General features: G+C 72.6%; 13 protein-coding genes and 1 pseudogene. 4 read left to right on the forward strand and 10 right to left on the reverse strand.

All coding sequences use genetic code 11. The annotated features are described in order from the left end of the window. Nucleotides 1-33 precede the first annotated feature (33 nt). Nucleotides 34-1,161 carry a hypothetical protein gene (locus ACIPW5_RS08370; protein ID WP_401242062.1) on the forward strand — a complete coding sequence of 376 codons (1,128 nt, stop codon included), beginning with the start codon at nt 34-36 and terminating at the stop codon, nt 1,159-1,161. Here the strand turns inward: ACIPW5_RS08370 and ACIPW5_RS08375 are convergent. The 4 genes and pseudogenes from ACIPW5_RS08375 to ACIPW5_RS08390 form a co-directional block, all read right to left on the reverse strand. After that, nucleotides 1,135-2,205, reverse strand: coding sequence for a hypothetical protein (locus ACIPW5_RS08375; RefSeq protein WP_401242065.1), 1,071 nt, complete (start codon nt 2,203-2,205; stop codon nt 1,135-1,137). The genes ACIPW5_RS08370 and ACIPW5_RS08375 overlap by 27 nt on opposite strands. Next, a complete protein-coding gene (locus ACIPW5_RS08380; RefSeq protein ID WP_401242068.1) occupies nt 2,202-3,119 on the reverse strand; it encodes an N-acetylneuraminate synthase family protein in 918 nt (305 codons plus the stop codon). The genes ACIPW5_RS08375 and ACIPW5_RS08380 overlap by 4 nt, the downstream gene beginning before the upstream one ends. A gap of 51 nt (nt 3,120-3,170) precedes the next feature. Beyond that, a pseudogene (locus tag ACIPW5_RS08385) lies at nt 3,171-3,899 on the reverse strand (cytidylyltransferase domain-containing protein); the annotation flags it as partial. A gap of 37 nt (nt 3,900-3,936) precedes the next feature. Then, nucleotides 3,937-5,211, reverse strand: a complete 1,275-nt coding sequence (locus ACIPW5_RS08390; RefSeq protein WP_401242071.1) for a DUF6716 putative glycosyltransferase — start codon at nt 5,209-5,211, stop codon at nt 3,937-3,939. 246 nt (nt 5,212-5,457) lie between these two features. On the opposite strand from ACIPW5_RS08390, the gene ACIPW5_RS08395 reads away from it, so the two are divergent. Both ACIPW5_RS08395 and ACIPW5_RS08400 read left to right on the forward strand, forming a co-directional pair. Then, nucleotides 5,458-6,432 (forward strand): glycosyltransferase family 2 protein, encoded by a 975-nt coding sequence (locus ACIPW5_RS08395; protein ID WP_401242074.1) that lies wholly within the window; start codon nt 5,458-5,460, stop codon nt 6,430-6,432. After that, nucleotides 6,429-8,168 carry a polysialyltransferase family glycosyltransferase gene (locus tag ACIPW5_RS08400; RefSeq protein WP_401242077.1) on the forward strand — a complete coding sequence of 580 codons (1,740 nt, stop codon included), beginning with the start codon at nt 6,429-6,431 and terminating at the stop codon, nt 8,166-8,168. The genes ACIPW5_RS08395 and ACIPW5_RS08400 overlap by 4 nt, the downstream gene beginning before the upstream one ends. Before the next feature lie 65 nt (nt 8,169-8,233). Here the strand turns inward: ACIPW5_RS08400 and ACIPW5_RS08405 are convergent, their stop codons facing one another. The 5 genes from ACIPW5_RS08405 to ACIPW5_RS08425 form a co-directional block, all read right to left on the reverse strand. Beyond that, the gene (locus ACIPW5_RS08405; RefSeq protein WP_401242079.1) at nt 8,234-10,372 is read right to left on the reverse strand and encodes a 3-hydroxyacyl-CoA dehydrogenase NAD-binding domain-containing protein; all 2,139 of its coding nucleotides are present in this window, start codon (nt 10,370-10,372) and stop codon (nt 8,234-8,236) included. Further along, on the reverse strand, nt 10,369-11,595 hold the full coding sequence (locus ACIPW5_RS08410; protein ID WP_401242082.1) for a thiolase family protein: 1,227 nt from the start codon (nt 11,593-11,595) through the stop codon (nt 10,369-10,371). The genes ACIPW5_RS08405 and ACIPW5_RS08410 overlap by 4 nt, the downstream gene beginning before the upstream one ends. A 212-nt stretch (nt 11,596-11,807) precedes the next feature. Next, nucleotides 11,808-13,094 (reverse strand): HRDC domain-containing protein, encoded by a 1,287-nt coding sequence (locus ACIPW5_RS08415; RefSeq protein WP_401242084.1) that lies wholly within the window; start codon nt 13,092-13,094, stop codon nt 11,808-11,810. A gap of 125 nt (nt 13,095-13,219) precedes the next feature. Next, nucleotides 13,220-13,882 (reverse strand): response regulator transcription factor, encoded by a 663-nt coding sequence (locus tag ACIPW5_RS08420; protein WP_007267191.1) that lies wholly within the window; start codon nt 13,880-13,882, stop codon nt 13,220-13,222. A 297-nt stretch (nt 13,883-14,179) separates the two neighbouring features. Continuing rightward, complete coding sequence (locus tag ACIPW5_RS08425) at nt 14,180-14,836, reverse strand: DUF3000 domain-containing protein (RefSeq protein ID WP_401242087.1); 657 nt, start codon at nt 14,834-14,836, stop codon at nt 14,180-14,182. A gap of 91 nt (nt 14,837-14,927) precedes the next feature. On the opposite strand from ACIPW5_RS08425, the gene hemE reads away from it, so the two are divergent. Continuing rightward, nucleotides 14,928-15,992, forward strand: a complete 1,065-nt coding sequence (hemE, locus tag ACIPW5_RS08430; RefSeq protein WP_401242090.1) for a uroporphyrinogen decarboxylase — start codon at nt 14,928-14,930, stop codon at nt 15,990-15,992. Nucleotides 15,993-16,129: 137 nt separating this feature from the next. Here the strand turns inward: hemE and ACIPW5_RS08435 are convergent, their stop codons facing one another. Then, nucleotides 16,130-17,512: an FAD-dependent oxidoreductase gene (locus ACIPW5_RS08435; RefSeq protein WP_401242093.1), complete on the reverse strand. Its 1,383-nt coding sequence runs from the start codon at nt 17,510-17,512 to the stop codon at nt 16,130-16,132. Nucleotides 17,513-17,557: the final 45 nt, after the last annotated feature.

A 17,557-nucleotide genomic window follows, 5' to 3' on the forward strand; every position in this document is an offset into this window, starting at 1 on the left:
CGAACGGCGAAGCGGAAGGGTTGCTGCGGTTCCATGGCGAGGCGATCCCGACGCGGTGCGAACGGATCCCCCGGGCAGCCCTCCGGAGCCTCCGGGGACCCCGCGGGCGCCCGGCACACCGCGGCGGCGGGCCCCCTGACCGGCCGTTGGCTCCTCACCGGCAAGGACGGCCGGCTCACCGCCTACGCGTACGGCGGCGGCGGTCTGCTCCGCTGGACCGAGAGCACCCCCGGCGGCCCCGGCTGGACCGGCCCCGACCTCCTGCCCGCCGAGGGGCTGACCGACCTGGCGGTAGGTCAGGGTCCCGACGGGTACGCCCACTTCGCGGGCCGGCGCCGCACCGGGACGGCGGACGCCGGGACCGTCACGTACCACCACGCGGTGCAGTACCAGAGCGGCCGCCCGCTGGGCCCCTGGGAATCCCTCGGCACCCTCTACCAGCGGCCGGAGACGTCCCACCGCGGCGGCCCGCCCGCCGTGGCCGTGGACGCCCAGGGCGCGCCCCACCTCTTCGTCCGCAACGCCGGCCGCGGCGTCCACGTCCGGCGCCAGGACGGCAAGGGCGGCTGGCAGCCCTGGGAGGACCTGCGGGGCAGCAAGGCCTTCGAGGGCATCGGCGCCGACTCCACCGCCGACGGCCGCGTCTGGCTGGCCGCCCCCGGCGAGAAGGGGCTCTCGCGCTGGACCCAGCGCACGCCCGGCGGTCCGGTGGAGCGGGCCGAGGACCTCCCGTACCTCGCCCGGGACGGCTCGGTGCGCACGCTGGAGACGTCCCCGGGCCGCGTCACCCACTTCTGGCACGCGGCCGACGGGAGCGGGGTGTTCGCCCACCGCGACGGCGCCGGGGTGCTGGCGCTCGGCGGCGGACCCGCGGTCGGCGCGGTCGCGGCCGTCCGCGCGGTCGTCGACGGCTACGACTGCACGGTGCTGGCCCACCGGGGCGCGAACGGGCGCACCGCCCTCGCCGCCTACCCGACGGAGCACGAGGCGGCGGGCCTCTGGTGGACCGAGATAGGCGAGGAGTGCCCCGGTTCCCCGGCGCTCGCCGTCGACGCCCGGGGCCTGCTCGTCATCGCCTGCGTCAGCGCCCGGGGCGAACTGCTGGTCAGCCGGCAGAAGGACGGCTCGGGCCTGTCAATGGGCCGCTGGCAGCGCCTCTGAGGGCTCGGGACGCCGGCGCCCCTGCGGCGGGATCCGCGTCAGGTTGTGCCGGTCCACCGCCAGCGCCGATATCCGCCGCAGGAACTCCACCGACCGCTCGGCGGTGTCCGGGGTGATCCAGGCGTCGTCGATGTCGCACAGCTCCACCCGCACGGGCGAGCCGCCCAGCACGATGGGCAGGGTGTAGGCGATGGTGGAGGCGAAGGTCAGCAGGGACCGCCCGATGGGCTCGGTGAGCGCGGTCAGTTCCAGCGGCAGCTCGGGCTGCACGATCTCCATGCCGGTCAGCCCGGCGATCCGCTCCAGCTTCGGCCCGCTCTCCCTGCGGTGCGCGAAGTAGCGGCCGGCCGCCCGGTGGCGGGCGATCCAGCCCACCGCGTCGATGTACCGGTCCTCGTCGACCACCCCGGTCTCCACCAGGGAGCTGCCCGCCAGATCGGCCCCGGTCCCGGACCGCACCTGCACCGGACCGAACGTGGCCCGGCTCCAGGCGTAGTCGTTGGGCCGCACCTCGGTGCCGGGCGGTGCGGCCACCGGCATGCAGGTGAAGAAGACGGCGCGTTCCAGCTCCGCCCGGGCCAGCCAGCGGTTGACCGGGCCGCCCTTGGCGGAGGGCTTGAGCTCGCCCTGGTGCCAGCGGGTCAGCTGTCCGCCGTACGTCAGCAGGCTGACCAGCTCGGTGGTGGCGGTGCCGTCGTCGACGACGACCACCTCGCGGGCCTTGGAGCGGGGCAGCAGGAGCTGGATCGTACGGGAGAACAGGTCCCCGATCACCAGCCGCCGGGCGGCCGCGACCGCGCGGCCGAGGCGGACCAGCTCCCCGGCCCGCCCCAGGTAGCCCGCGCGGACCTCGTAGCGCCGCCAGACCACCTTGGACTGGGACGCGAACCGGCACAGCCGGCGGACCTGGGCGCGCGAACGCGGGTCCACCGGCTGGAGGACGGCGATGGTGAGGGACGCTGCCTCGCCCGGGTGGACGTACGCCCACTCCAGCACGTTCAGTAGTTGAGCCGGGCTCTCCACCAGGGCGAGGGTGTCGCTCATGCCGAGGCCGTCACGTCCTCGGCGGGGAGGGTGCCCTGGACCCGGCGGAGCTTCTTCATGGGGCCGAGTTCGGAGGCGTAGACGCGCTTGACGCCGTCGCCGAGGGCGGTCTCGATGGTGCGGATGTCGCGGACCAGGCGGGCCAGGCCGCCGGGCTCGACGGAGGCGGCCTGGTCGGAGCCCCACATGGCGCGGTCCAGGGTGATGTGCCGCTCCACGGCGCACGCGCCGAGGGCGACGGCGGCCACGGTGGTCTGCAGGCCCGTCTCGTGGCCGGAGTAGCCGACGGGGACGTTCGGGTACTCCTCCTGGAGCGTGTTGATCACGCGCAGGTTGAGCTCCTCGGCCTTCGCCGGGTACGTCGAGGTGGCGTGCAGCAGGACGACGTTCGCGCTGCCCAGCACCTCGACGGCGTGCCGGATCTGCTGCGGGGTGGACATCCCGGTCGACAGGATGACCGTCTTGCCGGTGGCGCGCAGGGCGAGCAGCAGCTCGTCGTCGGTCAGCGAGGCGGAGGCCACCTTGTGGGCGGGCACGCCGAACTTCTCCAGGAAGGTCACGGCCTCGGTGTCCCACGGGGAGGCGAACCAGTCGATGCCGCGCCCGGCGCAGTGCTCGCCGATGGCCCGGTACTCGTCCTCGCCGAACTCCACGCGGTGGCGGTAGTCGATGTACGTCATCCGCCCCCACGGGGTGTCCCGCTCGATGTCCCACTGGTCGCGCGGGGTGCATATCTCGGGGGTGCGCTTCTGGAACTTGACGGCGTCACAGCCCGCGTCGGCGGCCGCGTCGATCAGCGCCAGGGCGTTGGCGAGCTCACCGTTGTGGTTGATCCCGATCTCACCGATCACATAGGTGGGCCGGCCGGGGCCGACCTCCCGGTTCCCGATCCGGCGGATTCGGCTGCTGTGCACCACTGTTCAGAGTTCCTTTCCGGGGTACTGCGAGGGGTGTTGCGAGGGGTCCGGCGACGGCGCGGCCGCGGCCGGGGTCTGCTGGCGGTCCAGGAGGGGAGCCAGGGCGCGGGCCCGGTCGAGGTCGCCGGGCTCGTCGATCTCGATGGCCCGCTCGGGGGCCGTGCGGACGAGCTGGGTCCGGCCGAAGAAGCGGTGGCCGTGCCGGCGGAAGCCGTCGGCGCGCATCGCGTAGACGGCGCCCGACTCCAGGTACTCGGGGGTGCGGTCCTGGCGGCGCAGGCGTACGGAGCTGTCGTGGTTGACCCCGTGTGCGTGGTGGCCGGCCTCCGTGCCGGCGGGCCCGGTGCCCCAGAGGAAGCCGTGGAAGGGCACGGCGGTGAACGCGGAGTCGGCGCCGTCGCGGACCACGGCCAGGACGGTCTCCTCGACCTCCTCCGGGGTGGTGAAGGGGCTGGTGCACTGGACGAAGACGAGGACGTCCACGGGCTCGCCGTGACGTTCCTCCAGCACGTCCAGCGCGTGCAGCAGCGCGGACTCGCTCGACGCCCGGTCGGAGCCCAGCTCCGCCGGGCGGTCGACGACCTCCGCGCCCGCGGCGCGGGCGGCGCCGGCGATCGCCGCGTCGTCGGTGGAGACCACGACCCGGGTCACGTGCGCGGCGCCCCGGCAGGCCAGGACCGCGCGGGCGACGAGCGGGACCCCGCCGACCTCGGCGGTGTTCTTGCCGGGGATGCCCTTGGAGCCGCCCCGGGCGGGTATGACGGCGGTGACGTTCACGAGGCTTCCCCCTGGGGTGCCGGGACGAGGAGGGCGGTCACACGCCGCCCCACTGCTGGATCTTCGGGGCCACGCGCTGGACCCCGAACTGGTAGGCGATCTTCAGTACCCGGCGGGAGGTGCGCCGCATCGGGCCGCTGGAGCGGGCCGTCGCTCCCGGCCCGGGGGAGCCGTCGGGATTCAGCCCCCGGCGGCGCAGCAGCGTGCCGACGTATTCGGGCGCGCTGTCCGCCGTGTAATAGGGGGAGACGGGCGGCAGCGGGCGGCTGCGCAATTCTAGGATTCGGGCCCGGAGTTCCCCGAAGGGTTCGGTCGACCGGATGCCCTGGTCGACCATCCAGGATTCGTGTGCGAGTGGGGCCGCACCCTCGTCTATCGCGGTCCAGTCGGTGACGCAGCCGGAATCGACGAAATAGTGGTTCCCGTGGACCTCGCGTACACCGAGATCGCTCAGGATGGCGGTCGGCATTCCCCGGTGCATCGATTCGAGCGCGGCCGTGGAACTCACGGTGACGAGCAGGTCGGTGCGGTCGAGGGTTTGTGACATGTTTCCGTAGACGAAATGCAGGTTGGGCGGCAGCGGCTCTTCCATCTGGTTCGCGAGCACCTGATAGTGGTGCGCTTCCACATGGGTGGTCGCCTCACCGGGCTTGCTGCGGAGTTTGACGAGGACGTCGCGCCCCGGGCGCAGCCGTGCGTGGGATATCGCGCGGCGCAGCAGATAGAGGCGGCCGTTCCGGTCGGCGGGTACCGAGGGCTGGACGGCGAAGCACACCGTATACGGGTGGGTGGCGTGGGTGCGATTCGGGTCGTAGGGCCGGTGGTCCAGGAAGGGGAGGGCGGTCTGGACTATGCAGGACCGGGGGATTCCCAGGGGTTCGTAGACCTCGGTGAAACGCCGCCGGTCGAAAGGGCTGTTGGCGAGCACGATGTCGGCGCCGGCGCGCAGCAGCAGGCCGTCCGCCATCTTCTCGTAGACGACGCCGACGTAGCCGGTCATCAGGATCGGCCGGTGCGGGGCGCCCGCGAAGCGGTGGGCCAGTGCGTGCAGGGCCGCGTGGGTGGAGCCGCCGACCGTGCCGAGGATGATCAGATCCGCTCCGTCGAGCCCGGGTGACGTCGCGAACTCGGCGAGGGTGGCCTCGGTGATGGAGGCGGGGGTGATGCCGACCTCCGCCAACTGCCGTGCGGTCGGCGTGCTCCGGCCGCGGAGCATGTGCGCGTGGACCTCGCTGCCCGGCGCCAGGCCCACCGCCAGCCCCGCACCCCATTTCCAGCGGGTGTCGGAGTCTGCGAGCACGTGGATGCGCACTGGTGGTTTCCCGGTCGGTCGGCGAAGCCCAACTGTCCTCGGCGGGAGTGCGGCTGGGGCTGGGCACGGAGGGGCTCGCCGCGCGGCCCGTTAGACCTTACATGCTCACCTGATCCTTATGTGTCACGAATAGGCCTCGACCGTCAGGGGAGTTGTACGTCACACCCGAAGCCTGCTACGGGCCCGCCGGGCGGTTCTGTCATCATGGTGTGTCGGTGAATGGGGAGAAGGTGAGTGCTTCCGGTGGTGACCCTTTCGGTAATCGTCGCGATGTGTGACGTCAGGGACTTCTGCCGGACGGCGCTCAAGTCGCTGGCGTTGAATGCCAGGGAGGATTTCGAGTTCATCGTCGTGGACGACTGCTCCGTCGACGGCACGTCGGAGATCCTGCGGGAGATGGTGCCGGGCATTCCCGGAGCCGTACTCATCCGCAACGAGCGCAATCTGGGAATATCGGCCACCCGCAACATCGGCCTCGCCGCCGCCCGCGGCCGCTTCTTCACGTTCCTCGACGGCGACGACTGGTACGCCCCCGGATATCTCGCGCAACTGGTCGGCTGGATGAGCCAGTCCGGCGTGGATTTCCTGCGCACCGGCCACGTCCGGGTGTACGGCAGGAAACGGAAGATCGTCATGGCGCCGCTCGCGCCGCGGGCCCTCCCGCTGGACCCCGCCGAATACATCGGCCCCGTCGACGCCTCCACCTTCATGGACTACCCGCAGTCCTGGGCTGGCATCTACGACCGCGAGCGCCTGCGCGAGGCCGACGCGCTGTTCTTCGACGAGAGCCTGCGCACCGCCGAGGACCGCCCCTGGTTCTACAAGCTGCACCTCCGGATGCGTTCCTTCGGGGTGGTCGACCTGCACGGCGTCTTCTACCGCCGCGACGTCTCGACTTCCCTCACCAAGGTTCCCGACGAACGGCAGCTGGACTTCCTCCCCGCCTTCCGGATGATTTTCGACGAGCTCTCCCACCACCCGCGCGGATATGAACTGTCGTTCAAGGCCATGCGGACCCTGTGCGCCCTCGTCGTCATCCACCTGGGCCGCGAGGAGCAGTACGAGGAACTCACCCGGGAACTGCTGCGCGAGCGCAGCGCGCAGATCCTCTTCGACCTCCCCCAGGACGTCCTCGAAGGAACCCTGGCGGGAATGGACTCCGCACGCGTGACCAAGCTCAGGGAGCTCATGTCCCAGCACCAGGGCGCCGCCGCCCGATGACCCGGATATTCGCCGCCTCCACCCTCTACGGCGCCATGACCGTGGCGGCCGCCCTCGACGCCGGACAGCTCGGCGGGGACGACCGCGAGCGCATCCTGCTCGTCTGCAACAACGTCGACGTCCCCGAAGTCGCCACCCCGCTGCACCGCATGCCCGGCGCCGCCGCCGTCCTCGCGCGCTTCCACCGGGTCGTCTACTGGAACGACCTCATCTACCCCTTCCACCCCTCGGTGTGGGCCCCCCGCGACGAGGACGCCCCCCTCTGGCGCACCGTCATGGGGGAGAAGATGGGCATCCGGCCCGGCCCCCTGGAACTCGTCGTCGAGTCGATCCAGGTCAAGCCCGCCCAGACGCTCTGCGCCATCTTCTCCGACGCCACCCTCGCCGTGTACGCGGACGGGGTCATGAGCTACGGCCCCACCCGCAACGACCTGCCCCGGCCCGTCCACGGCCGGATCGGCCAGGTCCTCTACCTCGACCTCGTCCCCGGCCTGCTGCCCATGCTCCTCACCGAGCACGGGATCCCCTCGCAGCCCGTGCACACCGGCGCCGTCCTCGAACTGATGGCGGAGCTCACCGAGGAGTGCCGTCCGATCCTCGACCGGGTGATCCCGCGGCAGCTCGCCGAGCGCGGCCCGCAGACCGCACTCCTCCTCGGCCAGTACCTCTCCCCCCTCGGCATCCTCACCGAGGAGGAGGAAGAGGACCTGCACCGGCGCATGTTCGAGCACGCGGTGCGCCTCGGCCACACCTCCGTCGTCTTCAAACCGCACCCCAGCGCCCCCTCCAGCCTCTCCGACGCCCTCGCCGGGGCGGCCCGCGAGGCGGGCGTCCCCTTCCTCGTGCTGGACGTCCCGGTGCTCGCCGAGACCGTCTTCGCGTACCTGGCACCCGGCCGGGTGATCGGCTGCTTCTCCACCGGCCTGTTCACCGCCCGCGCCCTGTACGGGATCCCCGTCGCCCAGATCGGCGCGCTGGAGGTCGTCCGCCGCATGCGGCCGTACGCTAACAGCAACCGCATCCCCGCCACCCTCACCCACGCCCTGGTCCCCGACCTGGAGGACCCCGAGGCGGCCCCGGCCGACCGGATCCTGGACGCCGAACACGTCCGGACCGAGGTCACCCCGTACGTCCAGGCCGTCGGCTACTGCATGCAGCCCAAGCGGTTCGCCTTCCTGCGCCCGGTGGCCGAGGCGTACACCGCCGCGGCCGTCGACCGGTGGGAGGAGCGCCCCGAGCTGTCCATGCACTTCAACGAGCGCACCCGCACCCGCCTGGAGCTCCCCGGCCCGCGCACCTGGAAGTGGCGGCGCGGCCTGGGCTGGACCCTGCGCAGCACGGGGGAACGGCGCGAGCCGGACGAGGTGCCCGTCACCGACGTCTCGATGAGCGGGTTCGCCTCGCTCGTCGAGGCCAAGGACGACCACGGCGTCCTGGAGGTCGGCGCGCGCCTGCTCGCCGAACAGGAGAACCTCGACCTGCTCCTCGGCATGGCCCAGGCCCACGTCCGCCGCAAGGAGACCGACCGGGCCCGGCAGCTCGTCGAGCGGGCCGCCGTCATCTCCGCCGACACCGGGCGGGCCATGGTGTGGCTGCGGATCGCGGAGACGGCCGCCAAGCTGGGCAAGCGCGGCGACGACCTGCGGCTGAGGGCGGGGCAGCGGGCGCTCAGCATCAACCCGGACTCGCCGGCCGCCCAGCGCCTGGTCAGGACCGGCCGGCTCGGCCGCAGGTAGGGGGCGTACGCGGAAGGGCCCGCCCGCACGGAGTGCGGACGGGCCCTTCGTTCTTGCTCGCGGTGTTACGCCGGGACGCTGGCGACACCCGGGGCGAGGAACTTCTTGCCGTTCACCCGCTCCGAGACGCCCTCACGGTCCAGGTACGGGGTGATGCCGCCCAGGTGGAAGGGCCAGCCCGCACCGGTGATGAGGCAGAGGTCGATGTCCTGGGCCTCGGCCACGACACCCTCCTCCAGCATCAGGCCGATCTCCTGCGCCACCGCGTCCAGGACGCGGTCGCGGACCTGCTCCTCCGTCAGGACGGAGTCGCCCTGCACCAGGAGGGCGGCGACCTCGGGGTCCAGCTCCGGCTTGAAGCCGTTCTCCGCGTTGTAGACGTAGAAGCCGCGCTTGCCGGCCTTGACGACCGCCGCGAGGTTCGGGGAGACGGTGAAGCGCTCCGGGAAGGAGCGGTTCAGGGTCTCGGAGACGTGCAGGCCGATCGCCGGGCCCACGAGCTCCAGCAGCACCAGCGGGGACATCGGCAGGCCGAGCGGCTCGATGGCCTTCTCCGCCGTGGCCACCGGGGTGCCCTCGTCGATGACGTTCTGGATCTCGCCCATGAAGCGGGTCAGGATGCGGTTCACGACGAACGCCGGGGCGTCCTTGGTGAGGACCGCGGTCTTCTTCAGCTTCTTGGCGACGCCGAAGGCCGTGGCCAGCGAGGCGTCGTCGGTCAGCTCACCGCGGACGATCTCCAGCAGCGGGAGGATCGCGACCGGGTTGAAGAAGTGGAAGCCGACCACGCGCTCGGGGTGCTTGAGCTTCGAGGCCATCTCCGACACCGACAGCGAGGAGGTGTTGGTGGCGAGGATCGCGTGCGCCGGGGCGACCGCCTCGACCTCCGCGAACACCTTCTGCTTGACGGACATCTCCTCGAACACGGCCTCGATGATGAAGTCCGCGTCCGCGAAGCCCTCGGCCTTGTCCAGGACGCCGGTCACCAGGGCGGTCAGGCGGTTGGCCTTGTCCTGGTTGATGCGGCCCTTGCCGAGCAGCTTCTGGATCTCGGCGTGGACGTAGCCCACGCCCTTGTCCACGCGCTCCTGGTCGATGTCGGTGAGGACCACCGGCACCTCCAGGCGGCGCAGGAACAGCAGCGCCAGCTGCGAGGCCATCAGGCCCGCGCCGACGACGCCGACCTTGGTGACCGGACGGGCCAGGGACTTGTCCGGGGCACCGGCCGGGCGCTTGCCGCGCTTCTGCACCAGGTTGAAGGCGTAGATGCCCGAGCGCAGCTCGCCGCCCATGATGAGGTCGGCCAGGGCCTGGTCCTCGGCGTCGAAGCCGGCCTGGAGGTCGCCGTCCTTGGCCGCGGCGATGATGTCCAGCGCGCGGTAGGCGGCCGGAGCGGCGCCGTGCACCTTGGAGTCCGCGATGAAGCGGCCCTTGGCGACGGCCGCGTCCCAGGCCTCGCCGCGGTCGATCTCCGCACGGACGACCTCGGTGGTGCCGTTCAGGACGTTCGCGGTCCACAGGAGCGACTGCTCCAGGAAGTCCGCGCCCTCGAAGATCGCGTCGGCGATGCCGAGCTCGAAGACCTGCTTGCCCTTGAGCTGGCGGTTCTGGTTCAGCGAGTTCTCGATGATGACCGAGACCGCGCGCTCCGCGCCGATCAGGTTCGGGAGGATGGCGCAGCCGCCCCAGCCCGGAACCAGGCCGAGGAAGACCTCGGGCAGCGAGAAGGCCGGGATGGCCTTGGAGACGGTGCGGTAGGAGCAGTGCAGACCGACCTCGACACCGCCGCCCATCGCCGCACCGTTGTAGTACGCGAAGGTCGGGACGGCCAGCGCGGACAGGCGCTTGAAGACGTCGTGGCCGCCCTTGCCGATGGCGAGCGCCTCGTCGTGCTTCTTCAGCAGCTCGACGCCCTTGAGGTCGGCGCCGACGGCGAAGATGAACGGCTTGCCGGTGATGCCCGCGCCGACGATGGAGCCGGCCGCGGCCTCCTGCTCGACCTGGTCGATCGCCGCGTTCAGGTTGGCGAGGGACTGCGGGCCGAAGGTGGTCGGCTTGGTGTGGTCGAAGCCGTTGTCCAGCGTGATGAGCGCGAAGCGCCCGGCGCCGAACGGCAGGTCCAGGTGACGGACGTGCGCGGACGTGACGACCTCGTCCGGGAACAGCTCGGCCGCGCCCTTCAGGAGCTCAGCGGTGGTGCTCACTTGGCGTCTCCCTCGGCGGTGAAGTGCGGGTTCTCCCAGATGACCGTGGCGCCCATGCCGAAGCCGACGCACATGGTGGTCAGGCCGTAGCGGACGTGCGGCTGCTCCTCGAACTGGCGGGCCAGCTGCGTCATCAGGCGGACGCCGGAGGAGGCGAGCGGGTGGCCGAAGGCGATGGCGCCGCCGTACTGGTTCACCCGGGCGTCGTCGTCGGCGATGCCGTAGTGCTCCAGGAAGGCGAGGACCTGGACCGCGAAGGCCTCGTTGACCTCGAAGAGGCCTATGTCGTCGATCGTCAGGCCGGCCTGGGCCAGGGCCTTCTCGGTCGCCGGGATCGGGCCGTAGCCCATGACCTCCGGCTCGACACCCGCGAAGGAGTACGAGACGAGGCGCATCTTGACCGGGAGGTTGTTCTCGCGGGCGAAGTCCTCGGACGCGATGATCGCGGCGGTGGCACCGTCGTTGAGACCGGCGGCGTTGCCCGCGGTGACCCGGCCGTGCGTACGGAACGGGGTCTTCAGGCCGGCCAGGTTCTCCAGCGTGGTGCCCGGGCGCATCGGCTCGTCGGTGGTGACCAGGCCCCAGCCCGTCTCGCCCGCGGCCTCGTTGGTGTTGCGGACCGAGATCGGGACCAGGTCCTGCTGGATCTTGCCGTCGGCGTACGCCTTGGCGGCCTTCTCCTGCGAGCGCACGGCGTACTGGTCGGCGCGGAGCTTGGTGATCGTCGGGTACCGGTCGTGCAGGTTCTCGGCGGTCATGCCCATGAACAGGGCGGACTCGTCGACCAGCTTCTCGGAGACGAAGCGCGGGTTCGGGTCCACGCCCTCGCCCATGGGGTGGCGGCCCATGTGCTCGACACCGCCGGCGAGGGCGACGTCGTACGCACCGAAGGCCACACCGCCCGCGACGGCGGTCACGGCGGTCAGCGCGCCGGCGCACATGCGGTCGATCGAGTAGCCCGGAACGGACTGCGGGAGGCCCGCGAGGATGCCGGCCGTGCGGCCCAGCGTCAGGCCCTGGTCGCCGATCTGCGTGGTCGCGGCGATGGCGACCTCGTCGATCTTCTTGGGGTCCAGGTCCGGGTTGCGGCGCAGCAGCTCCCGGATCGCCTTCACGACGAGGTCGTCGGCGCGGGTCTCGTGGTAGATGCCCTTCGGGCCCGCCTTGCCGAACGGGGTGCGGACGCCGTCGACGAAGACGACGTCCCTGACGGTACGAGGCACGTTGGCTCTCCTCCAGGTACGGGATGGCGCTGCTGCGCGGGGGCGGCCCGGCCGGTGTGGCTGAGCGCCCGCTCACCCGGCCCATGCTACTTGCGGGTAACCAATGTGCACACCCCCTCCCCGAGGAGCGGCGAAGGTCACACTCCCGCGCGGCGCGCACCGGCAGCGCGAAAGCCCCCGGCCGGGGGCCGGGGGCTTTCGTCGGGTCGGGCTCAGGCGGTCGCGGCCAGGGCCGTGACCAGCACCGGGGTCACCTGCTCGATCTGCCAGGGACGGGCGCCGTGGGCGGCCAGGGCCTGCGCCACGGTGTCCGGGTCGAGCCGCTTGGGCGGCTCCCAGCACAGCCGGCGCACGGTGTCCGGGGTGATCAGGTTCTCCTGCGGCAGGTTCAGCCGCTCGGCCAGCGCGGAGACGGCCGCACGGGCCGCCGAGAGCCGGGCCGCTGCGACCGGGTCCTTGTCCGCCCAGGAGCGCGGCGGGGGCGGGCCGGAGGGGGAGGCGCCGGGCTGCGGCAGCTCGTTCTCGGGCAGGGCCTTCGCCCGGTCGACGGCGGCCATCCACTGGTCCAGCTGGCGCCGGCCCATCCGCTGCCCGTAGCCGGGCAGGGAGGACAGGGCGTGCACGTTCGCGGGGAGGGCGAGGGCCGCCTCCACGATCGCGGCGTCACCCAGCACCTTGCCGGGGGAGACGTCCCGGCGCTGCGCGATGCGGTCGCGGGACTCCCACAGCTCCCGGACGACCGCCATCTGCCGGCGGCGGCGCACCTTGTGCATGCCGGAGGTGCGGCGCCACGGGTCCTTGCGGGGCGGGGCGGGCGGGGCCGAGGCGATGGCGTCGAACTCCTGGCGGGCCCACTCCAGCTTGCCCTGCCGGTCCAGTTCCTTCTCCAGGGCGTCCCTGAGGTCCACGAGCAGCTCCACGTCGAGGGCGGCGTAGCGCAGCCAGGGCTCGGGGAGCGGCCGGGTGGACCAGTCGACGGCGGAGTGCCCCTTCTCCAGCGCGTAGCCGAGGACGCTCTCGACCATCGCGCCGAGTCCGACCCGGGGGAAGCCCGCCAGGCGGCCGGCCAGCTCGGTGTCGAAGAGCGAGGTGGGCACCATGCCTATTTCCCGCAGGCACGGCAGGTCCTGGGTGGCGGCGTGCAGGATCCATTCGGTCCCGGAGAGGGCCTCGCCCAGCGCGGACAGGTCCGGGCAGCCGACCGGGTCGACGAGCGCGGAGCCCGCGCCCTCCCGGCGCAGCTGTACGAGGTAGGCGCGCTGGCCGTACCGGTAGCCGGAGGCGCGCTCGGCGTCGACGGCCACGGGCCCGGTGCCGGCGGCGAAGGCCGCGACGACCCGGGCGAGGGCGTCGGCGTCGGCGACGACCGGGGGAATGCCCTCACGGGGCTCCAGCAAGGGGATCGGCGTCGGCTGCCCATCGGACGGAACCTCGGCGTCCGGGGGGCCGCCCCCGGTGGTGGTGCGCAGGTGTGCTGCGGTCTCTTGGGCGTCGGTCACCGGTAAAGGGTATCCGTGTATGTGACGCGCCCGTCGCCGGAACGTTCCGTCGACGGGCGCGAAGGGGAGAACGGCGGCCGGTTCCCGGGGTCTCCCGGCAGTTCGCCCGGGAGCCTCGGGACGGATCAGTGGATGATCCCCGTCCGCAGGGCGACGGCGACCATCCCGGCCCGGTCGCCGGTGCCCAGCTTGCGGGCGATCCGGGCGAGGTGGGACTTGACGGTCAGGGCGGACAGGCCCATCGAGACGCCGATGGCCTTGTTGGACTGGCCCTCCGCGACGAGGCGCAGGACCTCGACCTCGCGGCCGGAGAGCTCTCGGTAGCCGCCCGGGTGGCTCGGGGCACCCGGGGGGCGGCGGTGCATACGGGCGGCGGCGGCACCGATGGGGGCGGCGCCGGGCCGGGTGGGGAGCCCGATGTTGGTCCGCGTACCCGTGACGACGTAGCCCTTCACCCCGCCCGCGAGGGCGTTGCGCACGGCACCGATGTCATCGGCGGCGGACAGGGCCAGGCCGTTCGGCCAGCCCGCGGCACGGGTCTCGGAGAGCAGGGTGAGACCGGAGCCGTCGGGCAGGTGTACGTCGGCCACGCAGATGTCGCGCGGGCTGCCGACGCGGGGGCGGGCCTCCGCGATGGACGACGCCTCGATCACGTCGCGGACTCCGAGGGCCCACAGATGGCGGGTCACCGTGGAACGGACGCGCGGGTCGGCCACGACGACCATGGCCGTCGGCTTGTTCGGGCGGTAGGCGACCAGGCTTGCGGGCTGCTCGAGAAGAACGGACACCTAGGCCTCCTGGGGGAGTGGCGGGACGGGCCGGCTCGGGGAAGGAAGCCGGTTCGCACCGTGCGGATGGTCACTGACTCCTTCGGCACGTCACCCACCCGGCTTTAGGGAATGATCACGATTTGGTGAGTAACAATTCGGGCAATTCGGACGCACGATCGATCAAGGGATGATCAGAAGGCCGCCCGGTGCACGACGTTCTGACGCACCGTTATGACAACGAGCGGTCGTCACGGGTGGACGCGGGGAAGCCGGAGGGGGCCGTACGGGTCCGCACGGCCCCCTCCGGCCGCCCGGCTACGGGTGGTGCGGACCGCGCCGCTGTGGCAGGGACACCACGCCCGTGGCGTTGTCCGTCGGCCCCACCGGAGGCAGCCCCGCGATCTGGCACAGCAGCTCGCACCAGGCCGCCAGGTGCCCGGTCGTGTCCGGCACCCCGCCCACCCCCTCGCGCGGCGTCCACGAGGCCCTGATCTCGATCTGGGTCGCCGGACGCCGCTCCGCGAGCCCGCCGAAGTAGTGCGAGGCCGCCATCGTCACCGTGCCGCTCGGCTCCCCGTACGAGAGCCCGCGCGCCTCCAGCGCCCCCGTCAGCCACGACCAGCACACCTCGGCCAGCAGCGGGTCCGCCGCCATCTCCGGCTCCAGCTCCGCCCGTACCAGCGTCACCATCCGGAAGGTGCCCTGCCAGGCGTCGTGCCCGGCCGGATCGTGGAGCAGGATCAGCCGGCCGTCCGCCAGGTCGTCCTCCCCCTCGACGACCGCCGCCTCCAGCGCGTAGGCGTACGGCGCCAGCCGCTGGGGCGGCTTCGTCGGCTCCACCTCGATCCCGGGCCGCAGCCGCGCCTTGCGCAGTCCGTCGACCGCCCGCCGGAACGGGAGCGGGACCGAACTCTCCTTCGCGCTGTCCGTACCCTCGGCGCCATCTGAAAATCGTCCCTGAGCCGCAGCCATGCCGGGAAGACTAGGCGGAACGAGCGCCCGTACGGCGCAGGGACACCCGCGCCGGGCCGGGCACTTCTTCATACGTGCGAAGATTTGGGTCGTGAGCGCCAACGATCGCCCCCAGGGCCCGCCGAGCCAGACGTACGATTCCGCCTTCCTGAAGGCGTGCCGGCGGGAGCCGGTACCGCACACTCCGGTGTGGTTCATGAGGCAGGCGGGCCGCTCACTCCCCGAGTACCGCAAGGTGCGCGAGGGCACGGCCATGCTGGAGTCCTGCATGCGCCCCGACCTGGTCACCGAGATCACGATGCAGCCCGTGCGGCGGCACGACGTGGACGCGGCGATCTTCTTCTCCGACATCGTGGTCCCGCTGAAGGCCATCGGCGTCGACCTGGACATCAAGCCGGGCATCGGCCCGGTCGTCGCCCAGCCGATCCGCCGCCGCGAGGACCTCGCACAGCTGCGCGACCTCACCCCGGAGGACGTCCCCTACGTCACCGAGGCGATCGGCATGCTCACGGGTGAACTGGGCGGCACGCCGTTGATCGGCTTCGCCGGCGCGCCCTTCACCCTCGCGAGCTACCTCGTCGAGGGCGGCCCGTCCAAGAACCACGAGCACACCAAGGCCCTGATGTACGGGGACCCGGAGCTGTGGGCCGACCTGCTCGACCGCCTCGCCGAGATCACCTCCGCCTTCCTGAAGGTCCAGATCGAGGCCGGCGCCTCCGCGATCCAGCTCTTCGACTCCTGGGTCGGCGCCCTGGCCCCGGCGGACTACCGCCGCTCGGTCATGCCGGCCTCCGCGAAGGTCCTGGAGTCCGTCGCCTCCTACGGCGTCCCGCGCATCCACTTCGGCGTGGGCACCGGCGAGCTGCTCGGCCTGATGGGCGAGGCCGGCGCGGACGTCATGGGCGTCGACTACCGGGTCTCGCTGGACGAGGCCGTCCGCCGCGTCGGCCCCGGCAAGGCGCTCCAGGGCAACCTGGACCCGGCCGTCCTCTTCTCCACCCCGGAGGCCGTCCAGGCCAAGACGGACGAGGTCCTGGCGGCCGCGGCCGGCCTGGAGGGCCACGTCTTCAACCTCGGCCACGGCGTCCTCCCGACGACGGACCCGGACGCCCTGACCCGCCTGGTGGACTACGTCCACACCCGGACGCAGCGCTAGCCGTAGGGGGGCGGGGCGGGGGCGGTGCCTGCGGCGCTGTTCCCCGCCCCGCCCCCTCTCCGTTTCCCGGGCTCTGCCCGGACCCGCGCCTCGAACGCCGGCGGGGCCGGAAGGGAGCGGCTCCGCGCAGCGGCCCGTCAGACCCCCGCGGAACGCACGGCGGTGACGGCCTTGCGGGCCGCGACCAGTACCGGGTCCCACACGGGAGAGAACGGCGGGGCGTAGCCCAGGTCCAGGGAGACCACCTGCTCCACCGTCATCCCGGCCGTCAGGGCGACCGCCGCGACGTCCACCCGCTTCGCGGCCCCCGCACCGCCGACGATCTGCACGCCGAGCAGCCGGCCCGTGCGCCGCTCCGCCAGCATCTTGACGGTCATCTCCTGCGCGCCCGGGTAGTAGCCCGCCGTGTTCGTCGAGCGGATGGAGGCCGTCACGAACCGCAGGCCCGCCTCCCGGGCGTCCTTCTCGCGCAGCCCCGTGCGGGCGATCTCCAGGTCGCAGACCTTGCTGACCGCCGTGCCCACCACCCCGGGGAACGTCGCGTAGCCGCCGCCCGCGTTCGAGCCGATCACCTGGCCGTGCTTGTTGGCGTGCGTGCCCAGCGGGATGTGCCGGGTCCGGCCCGCCACCAGGTCCAGGACCTCCACGCAGTCACCGCCGGCCCAGACGTCCTCGTGGCCCCGGACCCGCATCGACAGGTCCGTCAGCAGGCCCCCCGACTCGCCGAGCGGCAGCCCCGCGGCACGGGCGAGCGCCGTGCGCGGCTCCACGCCGATGCCGAGCACGACCACGTCCGCCGGGAACTCCCGCCCGTCCGCCGTGGCCACCGCGCGGGCCCGGCCCTCCTCGTCGGTGAGGATCTTCGCCACGTCGGCGTCGGCGACCGTCACGATGCCCATGGCGTTCATCGCCGCGTGCACCAGGCCGCCCATGTCCGGGTCCAGGGTGGACATGGGCTGCGGGCCCCGGTGCAGGACGGTCACCTCGAAGCCCCGGTTCACCAGGGCCTCGGCCATCTCCACGCCGATGTAGCCCGCGCCGGCCACGACCGCCCGGCGGCCCGGCGTCCGCTCCAGGTCGTCCACCAGGCGCTGGCCGTCGTCCAGGGACTGGACCCCGTGCACCCCGTGCGCGCCGATCCCCGGCAGCTTCGGCCGGACCGGGCGGGCGCCGGTCGCCAGGACCAGCTTGTCGTAGCCCGTCCAGGACTCGGCGCCGCTGTCCAGGTCCCGGGAGCGGACCCGGCGGCCCGCCACGTCGAGCTCCACGACCTCCGTGCGCGTGCGCAGGTCGATGCCCCGGGCACGGTGCTCCTCGGGGGTCCGGGCGATCAGCTCGTCCCGCCCGCCGACCTGACCGCCGACCCAGTACGGGATCCCGCACGCGGAGTACGAGGTGAAGTGCCCGCGCTCGAACGCGACGATCTCCAGCTCCGCCGGGCCCTTCAGCCGCCGCGCCTGCGACGCGGCGGACATCCCCGCCGCGTCGCCGCCGACCACCACCAGTCGTTCCACCGCCATCGTCCGCCCCGCCTCCGTGCCGCAGCCTGCGCCTACGGGGACACG

This window comes from Streptomyces sp. NPDC090077 (genome assembly GCF_044747545.1).
Taxonomy (GTDB): domain Bacteria; phylum Actinomycetota; class Actinomycetes; order Streptomycetales; family Streptomycetaceae; genus Streptomyces.

Coding starts and splice junctions, on each gene's coding strand:
- ACIPW5_RS08370 (WP_401242062.1), top strand. CDS start 34: ATGGCGAGGCGATCCCGACGCGGTGCGAACGGATCCCCCGGGCAGCCC.
- ACIPW5_RS08375 (WP_401242065.1), bottom strand. CDS start 2,205: ATGAGCGACACCCTCGCCCTGGTGGAGAGCCCGGCTCAACTACTGAAC.
- ACIPW5_RS08400 (WP_401242077.1), top strand. CDS start 6,429: ATGACCCGGATATTCGCCGCCTCCACCCTCTACGGCGCCATGACCGTG.
- ACIPW5_RS08425 (WP_401242087.1), bottom strand. CDS start 14,836: ATGGCTGCGGCTCAGGGACGATTTTCAGATGGCGCCGAGGGTACGGAC.
- ACIPW5_RS08435 (WP_401242093.1), bottom strand. CDS start 17,512: ATGGCGGTGGAACGACTGGTGGTGGTCGGCGGCGACGCGGCGGGGATG.